Source organism: Acinetobacter nematophilus, assembly GCF_026344175.1.
Lineage (GTDB): Bacteria > Pseudomonadota > Gammaproteobacteria > Pseudomonadales > Moraxellaceae > Acinetobacter > Acinetobacter nematophilus.
This window is the reverse complement of sequence record NZ_JAPKMY010000002.1, coordinates 583,104-601,391: the sequence shown is the minus strand read 5'-3', so window position 1 is coordinate 601,391 and position 18,288 is coordinate 583,104. Positions and strand designations below refer to the sequence as shown.

Annotated in this window: 14 protein-coding genes; 7 read left to right on the top strand and 7 right to left on the bottom strand. The window is 37.5% G+C overall.

Annotated elements, in window-relative coordinates; translation table 11 throughout:
* Nucleotides 1–134: 134 nt before the first annotated feature.
* The 4 genes from dsbG to OSH00_RS06515 form a co-directional block, all read right to left on the bottom strand.
* On the bottom strand, nucleotides 135–893 hold the full coding sequence (gene dsbG, locus OSH00_RS06530; protein ID WP_266129754.1) for a thiol:disulfide interchange protein DsbG: 759 nt from the start codon (nucleotides 891–893) through the stop codon (nucleotides 135–137).
* Nucleotides 894–953: 60 nt separating this feature from the next.
* A complete protein-coding gene (locus OSH00_RS06525) occupies nucleotides 954–1,790 on the bottom strand; it encodes a TlpA disulfide reductase family protein (RefSeq protein WP_266129753.1) in 837 nt (278 codons plus the stop codon).
* Entirely contained in the window at nucleotides 1,787–3,796 is a 2,010-nt protein-coding gene (gene dsbD, locus OSH00_RS06520; RefSeq protein ID WP_266129752.1) for a protein-disulfide reductase DsbD, read from the bottom strand. The genes OSH00_RS06525 and dsbD overlap by 4 nt, the downstream gene beginning before the upstream one ends.
* Nucleotides 3,797–3,886: 90 nt before the next feature.
* Nucleotides 3,887–4,294: a hypothetical protein gene (locus OSH00_RS06515; RefSeq protein ID WP_266129751.1), complete on the bottom strand. Its 408-nt coding sequence runs from the start codon at nucleotides 4,292–4,294 to the stop codon at nucleotides 3,887–3,889.
* A gap of 510 nt (nucleotides 4,295–4,804) precedes the next feature.
* Here OSH00_RS06515 and pepN point away from each other — a divergent pair.
* Nucleotides 4,805–7,414, top strand: a complete 2,610-nt coding sequence (gene pepN / locus OSH00_RS06510; protein WP_266129750.1) for an aminopeptidase N — start codon at nucleotides 4,805–4,807, stop codon at nucleotides 7,412–7,414.
* An 89-nt stretch (nucleotides 7,415–7,503) separates the two neighbouring features.
* On the opposite strand, the gene OSH00_RS06505 is transcribed toward pepN, so the two are convergent.
* Entirely contained in the window at nucleotides 7,504–7,788 is a 285-nt protein-coding gene (locus OSH00_RS06505) for a hypothetical protein (protein WP_266129749.1), read from the bottom strand.
* 321 nt (nucleotides 7,789–8,109) lie between these two features.
* Between OSH00_RS06505 and OSH00_RS06500 the strand changes: the two genes are divergently transcribed.
* The 5 genes from OSH00_RS06500 to OSH00_RS20530 all read left to right on the top strand — a co-directional run bounded on the left by OSH00_RS06500 (nucleotide 8,110) and on the right by OSH00_RS20530 (nucleotide 11,591).
* Nucleotides 8,110–8,325, top strand: a complete 216-nt coding sequence (locus tag OSH00_RS06500; RefSeq protein ID WP_196077794.1) for a hypothetical protein — start codon at nucleotides 8,110–8,112, stop codon at nucleotides 8,323–8,325.
* 122 nt (nucleotides 8,326–8,447) lie between these two features.
* A complete protein-coding gene (locus tag OSH00_RS06495) occupies nucleotides 8,448–9,446 on the top strand; it encodes an alpha/beta hydrolase (protein WP_266129748.1) in 999 nt (332 codons plus the stop codon).
* Nucleotides 9,447–9,527: 81 nt separating this feature from the next.
* Nucleotides 9,528–9,752, top strand: coding sequence for a hypothetical protein (locus OSH00_RS06490; RefSeq protein ID WP_004830522.1), 225 nt, complete (start codon nucleotides 9,528–9,530; stop codon nucleotides 9,750–9,752).
* Nucleotides 9,753–10,640: 888 nt separating this feature from the next.
* Nucleotides 10,641–10,973, top strand: coding sequence for a DMT family transporter (locus OSH00_RS06485; RefSeq protein WP_420909508.1), 333 nt, complete (start codon nucleotides 10,641–10,643; stop codon nucleotides 10,971–10,973).
* A 21-nt stretch (nucleotides 10,974–10,994) separates the two neighbouring features.
* Nucleotides 10,995–11,591 (top strand): TetR/AcrR family transcriptional regulator, encoded by a 597-nt coding sequence (locus OSH00_RS20530; protein ID WP_266129746.1) that lies wholly within the window; start codon nucleotides 10,995–10,997, stop codon nucleotides 11,589–11,591.
* Between the two features lie 725 nt (nucleotides 11,592–12,316).
* On the opposite strand, the gene putA is transcribed toward OSH00_RS20530, so the two are convergent.
* A complete protein-coding gene (putA, locus tag OSH00_RS06475) occupies nucleotides 12,317–16,072 on the bottom strand; it encodes a trifunctional transcriptional regulator/proline dehydrogenase/L-glutamate gamma-semialdehyde dehydrogenase (RefSeq protein ID WP_266129745.1) in 3,756 nt (1,251 codons plus the stop codon).
* Nucleotides 16,073–16,192: 120 nt separating this feature from the next.
* Between putA and OSH00_RS06470 the strand changes: the two genes are divergently transcribed.
* Nucleotides 16,193–16,699 carry an Lrp/AsnC ligand binding domain-containing protein gene (locus OSH00_RS06470; protein WP_266129744.1) on the top strand — a complete coding sequence of 169 codons (507 nt, stop codon included), beginning with the start codon at nucleotides 16,193–16,195 and terminating at the stop codon, nucleotides 16,697–16,699.
* A gap of 37 nt (nucleotides 16,700–16,736) precedes the next feature.
* On the opposite strand, the gene putP is transcribed toward OSH00_RS06470, so the two are convergent.
* The gene (gene putP, locus OSH00_RS06465; protein WP_266129743.1) at nucleotides 16,737–18,242 is read right to left on the bottom strand and encodes a sodium/proline symporter PutP; all 1,506 of its coding nucleotides are present in this window, start codon (nucleotides 18,240–18,242) and stop codon (nucleotides 16,737–16,739) included.
* Nucleotides 18,243–18,288: the final 46 nt, after the last annotated feature.

Genomic DNA, 18,288 nt, shown 5'->3' with positions numbered 1-18,288 from the left:
AGCCAAGATACCATCACAAAATTCGATATAAGCAGAATATCCATGTCATGTCTGCTAGATCAATCTGAAGAAGTGATAAAGATTGTTTATCACTCCTTTGATCTTTGCTAAGTTCTCGTTTTTAAATCGAATATTTATAAAGATTCATTGAATAATTTTTGAATATCTTTGGGTGCACCTTGTTGGCTTTGGATTTCACCTGATGCATTTTTCCAGACCATGGCTGGTGTGGCATAAAATCCATATTTGTCCATCAATTGAGTATTGGCATCTAACTGATCAGCTAATGTTTTGGGAATATTTTTCATTTCAACCAGTTTGTTTTTACCATTGCTTAAATTATATTGTTTAAAAATTTCAGCAGGATTTGCACTATTTAAAATCGTTGCTGCTTGTCCTTTACTACTTGGGCGAATCACACCGACCATAATATGGCGTAATTGCACTTGTCCAGAGGCAACAAAGGGACGTGCGTGTTGCCAAAAGGTATGACAGTAGGGACAATTCGGATCATTAAACACATAGACAATTTTTTTGGCATTTGTATCACCATCCTGGATCCATGTGGATTTTTCTAAGCTTTTCCAAATTTCATCCAACACTGCACCTTTAACATGTGTATCAATTGCTTGTTCTGTTAAATTTTTTCCAGATGCATCAAACAGATCACCTACAATATAGTGTTTCTGATCTTTGGAGATAAACAGGGTAGATGGATATTCATCTTTATAACCTGTCCAACCTTCCAATCCGTCAGGTGCATCAATTTTTTGAACGAAGTGATAACCTTCTTTTTCAAGTTTATTTTTGAGAAAATCAGCATCTGCGGCAAAAAGTGAGCCACTTAAGACTAAACTTAAAGAATAAATACCCAGTGTTTTTAAATCAATCATCAAGATGACTCCTCTGTTAATCTAATCACAATGATTTTTCCTTCATTGTTATGAAATCAATTATTCTGAAACAATGTTTTGAATTTTCTGATGTAAGGCCGCATGGGTAATTTCGCCCATATGCGTATCAACTAATTGACCTTGAGCATTAAAAAATAGGGTACTGGGTAAACCAAACATTCCCATTTTTTGAGCAGTCAGGCTATCTGCATCTAAGAGGACTTGATCTAAATGCAATCCATGTTGTTGTAGATAATGTTGTACAGTTTTTGCATCTTCATTCTGATTAATAAAGACAAACTGAATGTTAGGATTGTTCTTTTGTGCCTTATCAAGAACAGGCATTTCACGTCTGCATGGTGGACACCAGCTTGCCCATAAATTGAGAACTGTCGGTTTACCTAGATATTTTGTGAGTTTTATGGGGTGCTGTTGCAAATTCAGTAATTGAACATCAGGAAATTGCTGATATCGCAGTTGTATTTGCTGATGGGTGTAATGAGCTGAAACACTCAGTAGGCTAAATATTATAAGGAGCAATATGATAAAGCTTTTGTTTAGAAAGCGATTTTTCCATATGATCCAGAGAAAAGCTGCAATGAGTCCTAAATAAAGATTCAATCCTTTGTCTTGAATTTTGATGATTTCAATTGGATGGTCTAAGTAAACTTCTAAATTTAATAGTACAAAGCCGATACGGGCACATAACAAACCCAACAAAATCCCGGACCAAATCGAATCTTTAAAGGTGGACCACTGTGAAGCGTCCAGCCCAAAGTAACGGTAAGTCAACTTTCCTACGATGACGCTGACTAAGATGGCGACCATCAAAATCGTCAGCGTCCAAGGTAGCATGAATGGACCGAGATGAATGGCTTGTGCAGTGATCATGATCATGGTGTTTTCAAGATTTGTTGCACTTGTGCTGTCTGTTTGAGCAATTGTTGTGCTGAGAAAGTTCCAGTGAAGCGTAATTGACGAATTTCTTCTGCATGATGATTCAAGAACAGCATTGTGGGTGGACCAAGTATTTCGCGTTGTTTTAAAATAGTGTCCTGTGAGGCATTATATTCAGTTAAATCTAATTGAATCAGCGTGAAACTCTTTAATGCATCCTGCACGTCGACACGTGGGAAAACTTCTTTTTCAATAGGTTGGCATGCCACACACCAATCCGCATAAACATCAATAATAATGGGTTTATTCTGCTGTTTTGCTTGAACCAATGCACTTTCAAGTTGTTCGGCTGTAGTGACTTTCTTCCAGATCAAATGTTCGGATTGACTGTTTTGAATTTGATAGGCTGCATAGCCTTGCTGAATGTTCCAAAGCCCTGCAAATAGACTTAATATGGCAATGACGGCAAGTATAGCTTTATTGACAGCTTTTTCACTGTCACGCAAAGCAATCAATAAGTAGATTGCTAGTGCGATACACAATAGAGCGAAAATTGCAGCATAAACCGTAGAAGCGAGCATTGGACGGATAAAGTACAATGCAACCATAAGCATTACAAAGCCAAAGCTGACTTTAATGCGGTCCATCCATAAGCCGGGTTTCGGCAATAATTTAGAACCGAATACACTGGCAATAAATAAAGGTAAACCAATGCCTAGACCCAGAATGAATAGATAGAGACCGCCTAAAGCAGCATTTTGGGTTTGTGAGACAAATAATAATGCACCAGCCAGTGGAGCACTCATACAGGGACCCACAATGAGTGCGGATAATGCTCCCATTACGATTGCACCTAAAACGGTTCCTGCTTTCTGATTGTTCTGCAGGTGACTGAGTTTGTTGGTGATGAATTGTGGCAAATTGAGTTGGTATACACCAAATAGATTAAGTGCCAATATGACAAATAACACGGCAAATAATGAAACAATCCAAGGGCTTTGGAACCAGCGTTGAAAACTATAACCGATCTCAGCAACCACGATTCCCATGATGGCGTAAATGATTGCCATACTCACTACAAAGCAAAGCGCAATCACTACAGCTTTATAGCCTTTTGCACGTTGAATAATGATTCCTGAAAGAATCGGAATGAGGGGCAGTGAGCAAGGTAAAAAGGCCAGCAAAATCCCCAGACCAAAAAATACCAATAAATTCAGAAACAAGGAATCTTTTGATAAAAGTTTAAAAAATGATTGATCATCATTCCATTGTAATGACGTTGTATTGCCATCCGTTGCTGAATCCATATTTGGATTTGAAGAAGCGGATGCATTTGTAATGACAGCGCTTGTACCCAGTACCTGATTAACATCTGTAATTGTGTCAGTGGATTGATCTTCATCTATACTTTTTTGTGTGTCTGTTACACTTGCTGTCGTTGAGGTTTTTTCTGCATTCGGTGTTGAGATTTTTACTCTATCAGAATCAGTTTTAATATTTTTATCTTGAGATGGAGCAGTTTCAGCTTGGGTCAACAAAGATTTATTTGTCAGACTGCTCAGCGTATTTTTAGATACAGTATTGTTTTGGGGCAATAAGCCGTCTGCATCTGTCGCAATATTTTTTCTTTGCAGTGGATAGCATAAACCATCAGCAGAGCAACCTTGATACATTACCGTATATTGCGTGTTGGGTTTAACCTGAATCGTGGTGCTCAGGTTTTCATAGTGAACCTCAGTTTTACCAAAGGTCGGATCATCTTTGATATGTCCTTTAGGTAAACTGAAGGGTACTGCTTTATTATTCACAGTGACCTTGAATTGATCGTGATAGAGATAATAATGAGGTGCAATCGTCCAATTTAATTGAGCTTTGTTTTCTGAGAGTGATTCTGCTGAAAATTGAAAAGCTTGATCTGGAGATAAAAATTCAGGATTTGCATGGGTGAACGTGCTAAGTCCTAACCAAGTAAAACAGCACACACTGAACAATGTTCGCAACTTCATAATGACATATCTTTGTTTCGTTTAACGCCATTATCCATAATTTCAGATTAAGAAAGCATTATTCTGCGTGTTTCTTTGTAAAAATATCGTTTAAAAGCAATCAATACCTTGTCGATTCAAGTTTTGCCGTGTGTTTGGATCAAGATGATAAATTCTCTCGAATTTCGTTGGGCGATGGCTATTTTTAGCGGTATGGTTGATGGTAGAGAACATCGCACCTTGATAAATCACTTCATAAGTTCCCATCACTTGATTGTCGATGATTTCTTTATAAAAGTCGTGAAATTCACTTGGTCTATCTCGTGCGGTGTCTATTGCGTCGTAATGAGAGAACTTCAAATCAATCCTTTTTAGATATGGATAATACTGAATCGTTTTGATTTCAGGAAACTCCTCAGTTGAAACCAGCAAAATATTTTGTTGAAGATCTGTTTTAAAGCAAAAGTATGATGCTGTAGCATGTGCATCCGTGGATAGATTCAAGAGATATAACATCATTATAAATAGCCTAAGCATTTTATATTTTTCCCTATATATTGATATTGTTCATTAATTTTCCAGTAATGGATGTTGTCTAAATAGGACTGTAGGTTCTGATACCTAGACAGGAGATGTGTTATTCAATCCTTTATATCCTGTATTAATTGTGCGCTAGGCTAGAAAACTAAAAAGTCTGATTGGATTTTAATCGCATCCATGGTATTGATTAAATCATTCATTTGCTCAGACATGAAGCTTCTTAACTTTGTAAAAAATCAGGATTCAGTATTTTCATATCGAAATCATTTCTAAACTTTCTGATGCGCTATGTGATTCAAGAGCGCTATTTTTGTATAAATAAAGGGCATCTCGCACGTTTTTTGCATTGATTTGCATTGAAACGATTGAAATTAATTTCAACCAGACCCATATATAAATGAATAAACAATACAGACAAATTGTGAAATTTTAAGCATGATCAGATTCACAATACTACGTCTAAACTCAACAATAGGATCAGGACATCATATGAATATTGCGGCAAACCCCATCGTTGAAGCAAATCAAACCATATATTTAAAAGATTATCAGAAACCATCCTATGTTGTAGATTCTATTCATCTGGATATTCAAGTTTATGATGACCATACTGATGTAAGTTCAAAATTAGTAATGAAACGCCAGACCGATGGCGATTTAGTATTACTGGGGCGTGATTTAGAATTAAAATCAATTAAAATCAATGGTAAGAAACTTACTGAAAGTGAGTATAAGCTGGATTCAGAACAGCTTGTCATCCGTAATGCCCCAGAACAAGCGATTGTTGAAACGGTTGTCCTGATTCATCCTGAAACCAATACACAGCTTGAAGGGTTGTATCTTGCTGGCAGTGATTTATTTGTGACCCAAAACGAACCTGAAGGTTTTCGAAAAATTACCTTCTATCCCGATCGACCAGATGTACTATCGGTGTTTACGACACGTGTAGAAGCTGATAAAAAATATCCAGTACTATTGGCAAATGGCAATCTGATTGAAGCAGGTGAATCAGGTGAAGATCGTCATTATACAATTTGGCAGGACCCCACTAAAAAGCCTGCTTACTTATTTGCTTGTGTGATTGGTGATCTCGCGGTATTGAAAGATCGTTATACCACTTCAGAAGGTCGGGATGTTGCCTTGGAAATCTATGCAGAAGAGAAAGATATTCCAAAATGCCATATTGCGATGGAAGCACTCAAACATTCCATGCGTTGGGATGAAGAACATTATGGACGAGCGTATGACTTAGACAATTATATGATTGTTGCAACCAGCCAATTCAATATGGGGGCAATGGAAAATAAAGGTCTGAATATTTTTAATACTTCATGTGTACTTGCTGATGAAGAATATACGACAGATGCAGCGATCATGCGTGTGCAATCTGTAATTGCACATGAATATTTTCATAACTGGACAGGTAACCGTATTACTTGTCGTGATTGGTTCCAGTTGTGTCTTAAAGAAGGTTTAACCGTTTTCCGTGATCAGTCTTTCTCTGAAGATCTCCAATCCGCTGCAGTACAACGAATTGATGATGTTGCTGTTCTGAAAGCACATCAATTCCCAGAAGATGCAGGTCCATTGTCTCATCCACCGCGCCCAGATCATTTTGTAGAGATTAACAATTTTTACACAGCAACAGTGTATGAGAAAGGTGCTGAAATCAATCGGATGATGTCCACATTATTGGGTAAAGAAAAATTCCGTAAAGGCACAGATGAATATTTCCGCCGTCATGATGGACAAGCTGTGACAGTTGAAGACTGGGTTGCTGCTTTAACAGCGGGTTCTGGGGTAGATTTGTCAGCATTCCTCATTTGGTATAACCAACCAGGCACACCAAAACTTGAAGCCAAAGGTGAATATGATGCCTCCACTCAAATCTACCGTTTAACTTTTAAACAAACTTTAAAAGCACATCCTAAATATTCAAATTTAAAACCTGTGCCTATTCCTGTTGCTTTGGCACTGTTCAATGCCCAGACAGGAGCGCAATATACCCTGAAATCCGATCGTCTATTTGAAAATGGGGTGAAAGATGGCGTGTATTTGTTTGATCAGGCAGAAGCGAGTATTGAGTTTACAGGAATAACTGAAAAGCCAATCGCTTCTTTGCTGCGTAATTTCTCTGCACCTGTCAATCTTGAATTTAATTATTCAGATCCAGAACTGGCATTCCTATTGCAGTATGAAACCAATGGATTTAACCAATGGCAAGCGACACAAACTTTACTTGAGCGTATTTTACTCGATGGTCACGATGCTCAAATCTATGTAGATGCAATACAACAAACTTTACCGAATGTGATTGAAAAAGATCCGTTATTGGCATCTCGTTTATTTGATGTTCCTACAGAAAGTTACTTGGGCAGTCGCATTGACCAAGATTATAATCCACTGATTGTTCATGAAGCACGTGAAGCGCTTTTAAATCAATTGGCGAAAGTATTGGGCAGTTTTACCAAAGATACTTATTTATCACTTGATCCTGATTCACAGCATGAATTTTCACAAGCCATGGGTGTCCGCGCTTTGAAAAATATTATGCTGAGTTTAATGGCACGACAAGGCGACAGTGAAGTTTTTGATTTGGCTTATGCGCAATACGAAAACTCAATGAATATGTCGGAACGTTTGGGTGCCTTGAAAGTTTTAGTCTGGAATGATGCCCCTCAAGCCCAAGCGGCTTTGCAGGACTTTTATACGCATTTTAAAGACGAAGATCTGTCATTGGATCAATGGTTTATGATTCAAGCTGCGCATCCAAAAGCAACTGCTGAAACAATCCAGTATTTAACTACACATGTCGACTATGATTTGGGTACACCAAACCGTATACGTTCAGTGAGTGGCGGTTTAAATGCTAATCCTGTCAATACCTGGAGTTTCGGTGTGCAACATTTTGTTGACTTGGCTAAATATCTAGATGAGAAAAACCCGATTGTAGGCTCTCGTTTACTACAGGTACTGACACGTTGGTATACTTTGGCTGAACCACAGCGCAGTGAAGTGAAGGCGTCACTTGAGGCATTGAAATCTCAAGTGAAATCAAAAAATGTCAGTGAGACATTAAACAGTATGTTGAGTATTTAACTCACTATCTAAACTATTGCTATCCCTTTGATATCAAGGGGATAGCTTGGTTTTAATCAAGTGCTAGATAGCTAAATTCATAACCCCCATTACTCAAGACCGATGGCACTTTCATTGTGGATATCCTCCATCCAATCGTTTAAATCCAAATCATTGGTAAAGGAATGTTCTTGATCAATTTTGAATACTAAAAGCGAATCATGGATACTAATAATACTGGCTAAGTGCTGGCGAATGATTGTTGCATCATAATGGGTATGTATGAGCCAAGTTGAAGGATTGACACGAATCGAAGCATCGTAGTCACAGATCAGTCTATGAACTTCCTCAAAATGATGTTGATGTGGAGAATTCAAAATAATTAAATAATTCATATTCACAACCTCCATAAAAGAGATCAAAACAATAACTTTTATTATGTAATGTGATAAATATCACGATTTATTCAATCTAGCACCGATCAAATAACCATGTTGAAAAAATGTCAGACAATTTAGATCAGTTTACTGAAAATAACTTTTATGTTTTAAATCTGATTCATCCTTGTCTAAATTATGTTACATAAAAAACAGATTCAAAATTTTAAAACCTGGCTAAACTGAGATACACTTATCTTTAATTTATTTAAATAGTTGGCTCATCACATTATGAGCTTTTTCACATTTTATGATTATATGAAAATTTGAGGCTGTAAAATGTTGGTTAAAATTGAAGATGGTTTTTATCTAAACTCTTTACATATTATTGCAGTACATGTTTCTAAGAATATGATTACACAAGATTTTTCTATAGATATTAAATATACGCCACATAGCCAAAAGGCGAATGGAACTTATCATAAAAAATGTCAAACCAAAGCGGAGGCTGATTTGTTTTTGCAGAGTTTGCATCAACAAATTGCCAAAATTTGACAACAAACTTTGTTCATATTGCGGGGATCAAAATAGCAAAAAAGTTTTTCATTTTAGGTTATATTGACTTCAATATGTTTTAACTCATCAATCAAAGGGGCAGTGACCATTTTGAGTTTAAAATGCTTAGATTTAATATTCTGATCTGTGCCATATCTTTACTCACACTTTCTGCTTGTCAAAATGTACAGAAAAGTAGCAGAGTTATAGCACGAGTATTTAATACATCAACACATTTTCAACAATTTTTAATGGACAAACATGCACCTGATCAGGTGGTTGTATATCAAAATATTGCTTATCAAACCACGCCGCGATTAAAGTTTGATCTCTATCAACCTGATAGTATTAACCAGTCAACACAACGACCAACTATTGTTTGGATTCATGGTGGAGGCTGGATTTCTGGCGCCAAAGACAATGCTAGAGGTTATTTTAAGTTACTTGCAGCTCAAGGTTATAATGTGGTGTCAGTACAATATCAATTTGCACCTGAATCCATTTATCCCACTCAACTCAATCAAATTAATCAAGCATTACAATTTATTCATTTAAATGCCAAGCAATACGCGATTGATGCAAACCAATTATTTTTAGCAGGGGATTCTGCAGGTGCGAATTTAGCTAGCCATTATGCAGCCCTACTCACAAATGTTGATTATGCAAAGCAGTCTTCATTTACACCCCTTATTCAGCCATCCCAAGTAAAAGGTTTAATTTTGCATTGTGGAATTTATGACATGAATACGTTTGTGGATAAAGCGCCAGACGAAATTAAATTGATTGAATGGGGAGTCAATACCCTTGTAGAAGCATATACCGGAAATCAAAAAAATAATGCTGATTATCTAAAGATGTTATCGCCCATTCATTATTTGACATCCCATTATCCACCGGTTTTTATCAGTGGTGGCAATAAAGATTTCTTGACAGAAACACAGTCAATCCCATTTGTAAAAGCGCTACAAGAAAAGCAGATTCCTGTAAAAGCAGTGTTTTATCCAGAATCAAAAGAATGGTTGGTTCATGAATATCAATTTTTCTTAGGCAAACAAGCCAGCCAACAGACATTTTTAAAAACACTGGATTTTCTAAAGAATAATACGCATTTACAGAAATAAACTTAAAAAAAATCCCTTTTTAAATGGAACTGTCATAAAACAGTGTTATAAAAAATTAAAGTGTTCGTGGGGGAATCAAAGATGGAAATTAGTGTTAAGCAGATTAATAAGCGTATTGAAGAATTTCAACAGTCTGGAAAGCAAGCTGAAACTTTAAAGATTGGATATAAGACGTATGCAAAATTGATGAATGAAGATAAATTTGCCGATGCATTGAAAAAAGATGTGAATGATCCAATGATTCGCTACTACAAAGACATAAAGATTAAGTTAGTCACTGAAAAGCATCACTTTGAAGTGAAATAAGCGCTTTTAGAGACTGAACACTCAGGGAAGAGTGTTAAGATTCATGAGAAAAACTCATTTATAGATTAAAACAATAAATTGAAGCAGTGAACCTTAATCTGGATACGATTAGAAGCTCTCTTATCGCTTCATCATCATAGATTTATTATAAAAATTTTCTTAAATTATTGATCAATAAATTTTTCCAATATATATTGTTGAAAAATATAATATAATTAAGTATTTAATTTATTTTGTTTTTTATCGTAGGGTCAAATTGTTGGCTTAATTCACTGTTAAGTATTATTAAATTAAATTGAAGTGTCTATGCTGTATCGGTATGTTGCATAAATATATGCTTAGTTAAGCAGTAGATTGAAAATAAGCATTGATTATTGAATAAAAACAATAATATGATAAATTTTATCATTCAAAATAGATGGCTTAAATCTTTCTTTCTCAAATAGAAATTGTTCGAAATCACATAAATATGAAGAAAATATGTATTTTGAGTTTTAATCATACTTAATGATCTTACAAATTGTGACAAAATATATTAAAATAAAAAAGTGTTTTATTTTGTGATGAAGGAAAATGGAAATTCTTAATTTTATAAAAAGTTTCAATACCTTAAATACTTATCTAATTTTAGCGATAGCGGTTTTGATCTTTATCATTTCATTTTTTTACTTTATCAATCCGATCTAAGTTGACAAAATGGAAAGAAGAAAGGTGGGAAAATGGATATCCCACCTTTTTTTATAAAAATAATGAAACCAAGAAATAGAGAAGAATATTACCGTAGACAATTTGAATATTTTTTGATGCTCTGATATTTGTACTTTTAATTAAAATTATATAGCATACCAACCATTCGGTATCTTTTTGGTTCAAGCCATGAACTCAATTCTGTTTGCTTATATGTTGTTGGCGATTGCGATTATTGCAGAAGTTACAGGTTCAACTTTTTTGGTCAAATCACAAGGTTTTACCAAACTTGCCCCAAGCTTGTTGGTGGTTCTATTTTACGTCATTTCTTTTTATTTACTTTCACAAGTAATTAAAACCATACCTTTAGGTATTGCTTATGCAATTTGGGCGGGTGTCGGGATCATTCTTACCGCTTTGGTGGGTTATTTCATTTTCAAACAGAGTTTGGATATTGCTGCAATTATCGGTATTGGATTAATTATTTCAGGCGTATTGGTGATTAATCTATTTTCAACTTCTGCAGGGCATTGAGCAAGGAGTGGGCAGAATATCGTGAATATCGATAAAAATGTACAGAATCCTTATCAGCGCAAGAAAGATCCTGAGCGGGTTAAAAAACGTATTATCGAAAACGCGATGCATTTGGCCTCAGAAAAGGGTGTAACTGGGGTCTCAATTCAGACAGTTGCAACTCGATCTGGCATTACAAAGGGGGGCGTGTTTCATCATTTTGCCAGCAAACAGATTCTTATTGAAGCTATGCTTGAGGCTTTAATTCAACAGCTTGACGATCAAATCAGTGAGGTGATGGCGCAGGATACCATTCAATATGGTCGATTTACTCGCGCTTATATTGAGGTTACATTAAGTTCAGCATTTGGGGTAGATACACTGTGGAGTGCTTTAAGCATGACATTGATGACAGATAAATCCTTTAGCAATAAATGGGACCTTTGGTTAACACAAAGATTATTACAACATGTAGAAACAGACCATTCGATTGAATTAAAAATTTTACGCTATGCCGCAGATGGGCTTTGGTTTATTGAAAGTCTAGCGCCAAAAAAACAAGATGATTATATGGAAGTAAAAAAAGAATTATTAACCAGAACCTATCAGCAAGATGAACGGAAAGTTCATTTTGAATAAAACATGTGTCATGCGATTAAGCTAAAAAATTATTGACAATACATCATCCCTACGAACTCACTTGTCAACCAGAACGCTACACCATTCTTGAAAACTTGCATAATATGGATAAAGTATTTCACTGCGCTATATTTTATAAAAAGTTTTGATCGATTGACTAGGCAATACTCTGATTGTCACCACGGCTCATACCAAGACTTAGGCTGAAAAAAGCCATGCTTTGTTTTGTTCATGTTGATCAAAGGGAATATCTTTGTCACCCCTGATCAGCGAATGTATGCATGGTATCAAACAAGATAGCGATTTCAGATAAATCCGACTGATAGAAAAGCAATCGAGATGTTGTTTATTATCTGGGTTCAACAAATATTCGTGATAAAACTTAATCTCCGGAGATTTTGTCTGCAATTGTAACAGAGAGGGCTTCATTGATAATGTATGGTTTCAGCGAATCTTGGAATACGTTGTTGGGTGGCCAGCAGGTTTCGCTGAGCAACGAGGCCAAACTACAGGATGCTTGCCCTTGCGGAGTTTTATTGCTGATTGCAAAACAAAATATACCGTCTCGAACGTCAAGAAATTTTTTAATAGGCTGTTGATATTGGATTGGATGATATGAATTATGCGGATTTTATTTTTATAAACATTTACTTTCTTTCGCGAGTTGGATGTTGAAAAAACCAAGTCAAATGACTTTGACTTGGTATGGAAAAGATCGAACTGTTTTAAGCTTGGTCTAAGGTCATCAAACTTGCATTTCCACCCGCAGCAGCAGTATTAATACTGATGGCCCGCTCAATGAGTAAAGGTACAAGTGGAATCTTATCATTGGCATCATGGAGATGTGTGATTCCAACAATAGCGCCTTGACGTTGTGCTATTGTGGTTTGTAAGGTTTTCAAATCTTGTGTAGAGCCTTGATGGAGTACAGCGTCAAATTCATCAGTGGATAAGTCGTTGATCATAAAAAATTGTTGCTGCAAACTCTTTGGCATCGATTGGATCATTTTTAGAGCCAACCCACTTGTCGCTAAAATGCCGACTTTGCTATTTAAAGTCATTACAGCATTGAATTGGTTCAATAAACCATTTTCTTGCGCTGCAATCACTGCGATGCGATGGCGCGCAACTATATGATATTGATTTGATTCTCCCGTGGGACCTGGCAGTGAGTATAAAGCCAGTGGTGAAGTATATGCGTGCAGATTAATTTGAGGATATTTTTGTTTTGCCCAAAGTTGGAATTGCTTTTGCACTTCGGAAGATGCCAAATTCAATTGCTCAGAAATATTTTTGACTGTGCCAAAGGCAACTGGCGCTAGCTCTGCTTGTTGCATCAGTTTATATAAGTAAACAGGACCACCTGCTTTGGGACCTGTACCTGAAAGTCCTTCTCCACCAAAAGGTTGAACCCCTACAACTGCACCCACAATGTTTCGGTTGATATATAAATTCCCCACTTCAGCATGTTCAATGGTAGTTTGAATCGTTTCATCAATACGCGTATGCAAACCCATGGTCAAGCCATAACCTTTGCCATTAATTTGAGCTAAAAGTTGTTTTAACTCTCCGTATTTATAGGTAATCACATGCAATACGGGACCAAAAACTTCGCGTTTCAAGTCATCAAGGTTTGGTAACTCAATCAGTGTTGGAACAATAAAAGTACCCAGATTTAAGTCTGAACTTGGTATGTCATAAGCCAATTGATGTACTTTATGACCTTTACTACGCATCATTTCAATATGCTTGGCAATATTTTGCTGTGCTTCAAGATCGATTACAGGTCCAATATCCGTCTTGAGTAAAATCGGTTGTCCGATATTTAATTGCTGCATGGCACCCTTCAACATTTTGATTAAAGTGGCTGCATTGTCTTCCTGTACACACAACACCCGCAGGGCAGAACAACGTTGACCAGCACTGTCAAAAGCTGAGTTAACTGCATCAATCACCACCTGTTCAGTCAGTGCAGATGAATCCACGATCATGGCATTTTGCCCGCCTGTTTCAGCGATCAATGGAATGGGTTGACCGGAGGGACTCAGACGTTGAGCAACTGTTTTTTGCAAAATTTTAGCAACTTCTGTAGAACCTGTGAACATAATGCCTTGAATGCGTTCATCTTGACTGAGTTTTGCACCGACTGTTTCTCCACGTCCAGGAAGTAATTGCACGACAGAACGTGGAATACCCGCCTCCCAAAAGATTTGAATTGCCTGTGCTGCGATCAAAGGGGTTTGTTCTGCGGGTTTGGCAATCACGGTATTACCTGCAACCAAGGCTGCTGAGATTTGTCCAGTAAAAATTGCGAGAGGAAAATTCCACGGACTGATACATAAAATTGTTCCAAGAGGCGCAAAATCCCCATTTGTACTTTGCATTTGTGCAGCATAATAACGGAGGAAATCAACAGCTTCACGTACTTCAGCGATGGCATTGCTGTAGGTTTTGCCACTTTCACGACAGAGTAACACCATAAGCTCTTGAAGACGTGCCTCCATCAGATCAGCAGCTTTCAGGAGTAAACTGGCACGAAAATCCTTTGAGGTATTTTTCCATGCGTCAAATGCTCGATGTGCATTGTCCAAAGCCAAATCTACATGTGCAGATTCAGCTTCAATGACATGACCAACAATATCCGTATGATCTGATGGATTAAGAATTTTTTGTGAATGAGCTGCATCAAAATTCGATATATCAATTTCGTCCACTAAACTATAACTGTTCCATTGATGCTCTAGAAAATGTTGAACTGTTTGATTTAAAGCTTTTAATTGGCTGTCATCGGCAAGATCAAAACCTTGAGAGTTTAGACGAATTCCCTGATATAGCTGAGGTGGTAGCGGTATTGCAGGATGTTTCAAACCGATATGCTGCTCTTTTTGCGCAGTTGCAATAATTTCCTGAGCTGGGTTTTCAATCAAATCGTCTATCGGGATATTTTTATCTGCAATACGATTGACAAAAGAAGTGTTGGCACCATTTTCCAAAAGACGACGTACAAGATAAGCCAGCAAGGTTTCATGATTGCCGACAGGTGCATAAATACGACAAGGAATGCCCAATTTTTTTGCCGAAATATCTCCTACCACTTGTTCGTATAAAGGCTCACCCATGCCATGTAAGCATTGGAATTCATATTGCCCCAAATAATATTTTTGTGGATCTGCCAGTTGATAAATTGTGGCAAGCGTTTGAGCATTATGTGTAGCAAATTGAGGGTAGACTTGCTCTGGTGCTGCAAGTAGTTTTTTTGCACAGGCAATATAAGATAAATCGGTATGAACTTTACGGGTAAAGACAGGATAGTCTGAAAAGCCGTCGATTTGTGCTTTTTTAATTTCACTGTCCCAGTAAGCACCTTTAACCAAACGGATCATTAAGCGTTTATGACTTCGTTTGGCGAGGTCGATAATATAATCTACGACAAAGAAACAACGTTTCTGATAGGCTTGTATGACAAAGCCGATGCCTTTCCAATCAGCAAGTTGTGGCTCAAAACATAAGCGTTCCAGCAACTCCAACGAAAGTTCTAAACGATCAGCTTCTTCAGCATCAATATTTAGACCGATATCATAGCTTTTTGCCAATAAGGCTAAATTTAAAATACGTGGATAAAGTTCGTGATGAACACGTTCTGTTTGTGAGCGTTGATAACGTGGATGGAGGGCAGAAAGCTTGATGGAAATCCCTGGACCAGTATAAACGTCTTTGCCATCGGATGCTTTGCCAATCGCATGAATTGCTTGAGTATAATCATCAAAATAGCGATCTGCATCATGTTCAGTGAGTGCGGCTTCACCCAGCATATCGTAGGAATAACGAAAACCTTTATGTTCAAGTGTTTGGGCATTGTCCAATGCTTCTTCAATGGTTTCTCCAGTTACAAACTGTTCCCCCATCATACGCATGGCAACATCAACAGCCTTACGGATGATACCTTTACCTGTACGTGCCAGGAGTGAAGTGAGCACACCTGAAAGACTAGACTGTTTCGGTGTTTCCATTAATTTACCTGTCAGCATTAATCCCCATGCTGCGGCATTGACAAACATCAGGTTACTTTGACCTAAGTGATCTTTCCAGTTGCCTTGATTGATTTTATCGCGAATCAGCAAATCACGCGTGGCACTGTCTGGAATACGCAGCAATGCCTCTGCCAGACACATCAAGGCGATTCCTTCTTGTGAAGATAATGAGAACTCTTGAAGCAAGCCTTGCACAATACCCGCTTTGCCTGATGAACTTTTACGATCTCTTAAGCTATGCGCCAAATTAAATGCGGTGTCATAAATCTTTTGACTCATTTCTTCAGACAGTTGACTGTGTTCAATTAGATTTTCGACACATTCTGGTTCAGCTCGACGCCATGCTGAGTTAATTGCCTCTTCAAAACTAGTTTTTTCTTTGAATTCAGTGATGTAATCTAAACAAGGTGCAAGTTTAGGGTCTAAAATTTGGGGTGAATTCATATTCATTGTCAACATCCTGTGACTCGCAAATATTTTTGTTGAGCTGTGTGGTTTATATAATTTATGATTACAGAATATTTGGTGAATAACTCACTATAATTTTAAGAATATTTAGAGAATTATTCTATGGAAAGTGCTTATTTAACTCTGGATCGTATAGATATTCGGATTTTAGAAATTTTGCAGAAAGATGGAAAAATTTCCAATATTAAACTTGCAGAAGAAGTGAACTTGTCTCCAACAGCAGCTTTAGCGCGTGTACAGAAACTCTCTGCAGAAGGGTATATTCTTGGCTATGAGGCTAAACTTAACCCCAAGATGCTGGGGGCAAATTTTGTGGTATTTGTTGAAATTTTATTAGATAAAACGACGCCCAATGTCTTGGATGCATTTTCAGAGGCTGTACTTCAATATCCAGAAATCATGGCTTGTCATATGATTAGTGGAGGCTTTGATTTTTTAGTGAAAATTCGCTGTGCCAATATGGAAGCGTTTCGCCATATTTCTGGACAAGTATTGTGGCAACTGCCTGGCGTAAAGGAAACACGGAGCTATCCAGTCATGGAAGTAATAAAAGACAGTTCACAATTACATCTTAATTTTAAATCCAGAGCAAAAGCTAAAAAATCATAAAGGGGCATCAGCCCCTTTATGATTGCATATTCGACGATTATAAATTTTTCATTTCGCGTGTATATATTTGTTCAGCATGATCAAAACGTTCAATGACTTCTTTTTCAGGTGCTTTACCCAATAGGCTCACTACAACAATACCGATAAATGAGAAGATAAAACCTGGAATAATTTCATAGAGACCAGTCGCAGCCATGGTATTTTTCCAAACAATAACAGTTACAGCACCGACAATAATCCCGACTAAAGCGCCGTTCAAGGTCATACGCTTCCAGAATACTGAAAGTAAAATCAAGGGTCCAAATGCTGCACCGAAACCTGCCCAGGCGTAAGCAACTAAGCCGAGTACTTTACTTTCAGGATTGAAGGCTAAAATAATGGCCAATACTGAAATTGCAAGTACCATCAAACGGCCAACCCAAACCAATTCAGTCTGTGACGCTTTTTTACGGATAAATGACTTATATAAATCTTCAGTTAATGTACTTGAACATACCAAAAGTTGGCAGCTTAGGGTACTCATAACAGCAGCTAGGATTGCTGCCAAAATAACACCTGCAACCCAGGGATTGAATAATATTTTGGTGAGTTCCATAAATACCGTTTCAGGATTTTTTGCTACAATTGCTGCTGCGGGTATATCTGAATGTGCTTGAAAATAAGCTATACCGACATAACCTACAGCAACAGCACCTGCTAAACAAAGAATCATCCAAGCCATACCGATACGGCGTGCATTCGGAATAGATTTGACGGAATCAGCTGCCATAAAACGGACGAGAATATGGGGTTGACCAAAATAGCCTAAGCCCCATGCCATTGACGATATGATGGCAATAAAACTCACCCCTTGAAACATATTTGTTGCATGTGGGCGGGCAGTTTCAATGAGTTGGGTGACGTGTTGCATATCTCCCACTGCTAAAAAAGTCATGATTGGTGCCAGCAATAACGCAAAAATCATTAAACCTGCTTGGAATGTATCTGTCCAAGAGATTGCAAGGAAACCACCAATACAAACATAACTGATGGTTGCAATCGCACTGACCCAAAGTGCAGTGGTATAGTTCATTGCAAAAATACTTTCGAACAAACGTGCGCCTGCGACCATACCTGATGCGCAATAAATACCGAAGAAAATCAAAATGACCAATGCTGAAATAATACGTAGGACTTTTTTCTTATCGCCAAAACGACTGGTAAAATAATCGGGCAATGTCAGGGCATTATTCTGTACTTCAGTGTGAACACGTAAACGGCCTGCGACCAAATACCAGTTTAACCATGCACCGATAATTAAGCCGATCGCAATCCATGACTCTGATAAACCCGTGAGATAGATTGCGCCTGGCAGACCCATGAGCAACCAACCACTCATATCTGATGCACCTGCCGACAGCGCGGTGACAAAACTACCTAAACTTCGACCACCCAGAATATAGTCTGAAAAATCAGTGGTCTTTCTGTAGGCATATAAGCCGATACAGACCATTGCAATAATATAGAAAATAAAGGTCACAACTGTGGGGTTGATTGAGTCCATATCTAATTCATTCCTTGTGGAGTAGATCTCCAAGTTTTATTTTTTT

Coding starts and splice junctions, on each gene's coding strand:
- dsbG (WP_266129754.1), bottom strand. CDS start 893: ATGATTGATTTAAAAACACTGGGTATTTATTCTTTAAGTTTAGTCTTA.
- OSH00_RS06525 (WP_266129753.1), bottom strand. CDS start 1,790: ATGATCATGATCACTGCACAAGCCATTCATCTCGGTCCATTCATGCTA.
- dsbD (WP_266129752.1), bottom strand. CDS start 3,796: ATGAAGTTGCGAACATTGTTCAGTGTGTGCTGTTTTACTTGGTTAGGA.
- OSH00_RS06515 (WP_266129751.1), bottom strand. CDS start 4,294: ATGATGTTATATCTCTTGAATCTATCCACGGATGCACATGCTACAGCA.
- pepN (WP_266129750.1), top strand. CDS start 4,805: ATGAATATTGCGGCAAACCCCATCGTTGAAGCAAATCAAACCATATAT.
- OSH00_RS06505 (WP_266129749.1), bottom strand. CDS start 7,788: ATGAATTATTTAATTATTTTGAATTCTCCACATCAACATCATTTTGAG.
- OSH00_RS06500 (WP_196077794.1), top strand. CDS start 8,110: ATGTTGGTTAAAATTGAAGATGGTTTTTATCTAAACTCTTTACATATT.
- OSH00_RS06495 (WP_266129748.1), top strand. CDS start 8,448: ATGCTTAGATTTAATATTCTGATCTGTGCCATATCTTTACTCACACTT.
- OSH00_RS06490 (WP_004830522.1), top strand. CDS start 9,528: ATGGAAATTAGTGTTAAGCAGATTAATAAGCGTATTGAAGAATTTCAA.
- putA (WP_266129745.1), bottom strand. CDS start 16,072: ATGAATATGAATTCACCCCAAATTTTAGACCCTAAACTTGCACCTTGT.
- OSH00_RS06470 (WP_266129744.1), top strand. CDS start 16,193: ATGGAAAGTGCTTATTTAACTCTGGATCGTATAGATATTCGGATTTTA.
- putP (WP_266129743.1), bottom strand. CDS start 18,242: ATGGACTCAATCAACCCCACAGTTGTGACCTTTATTTTCTATATTATT.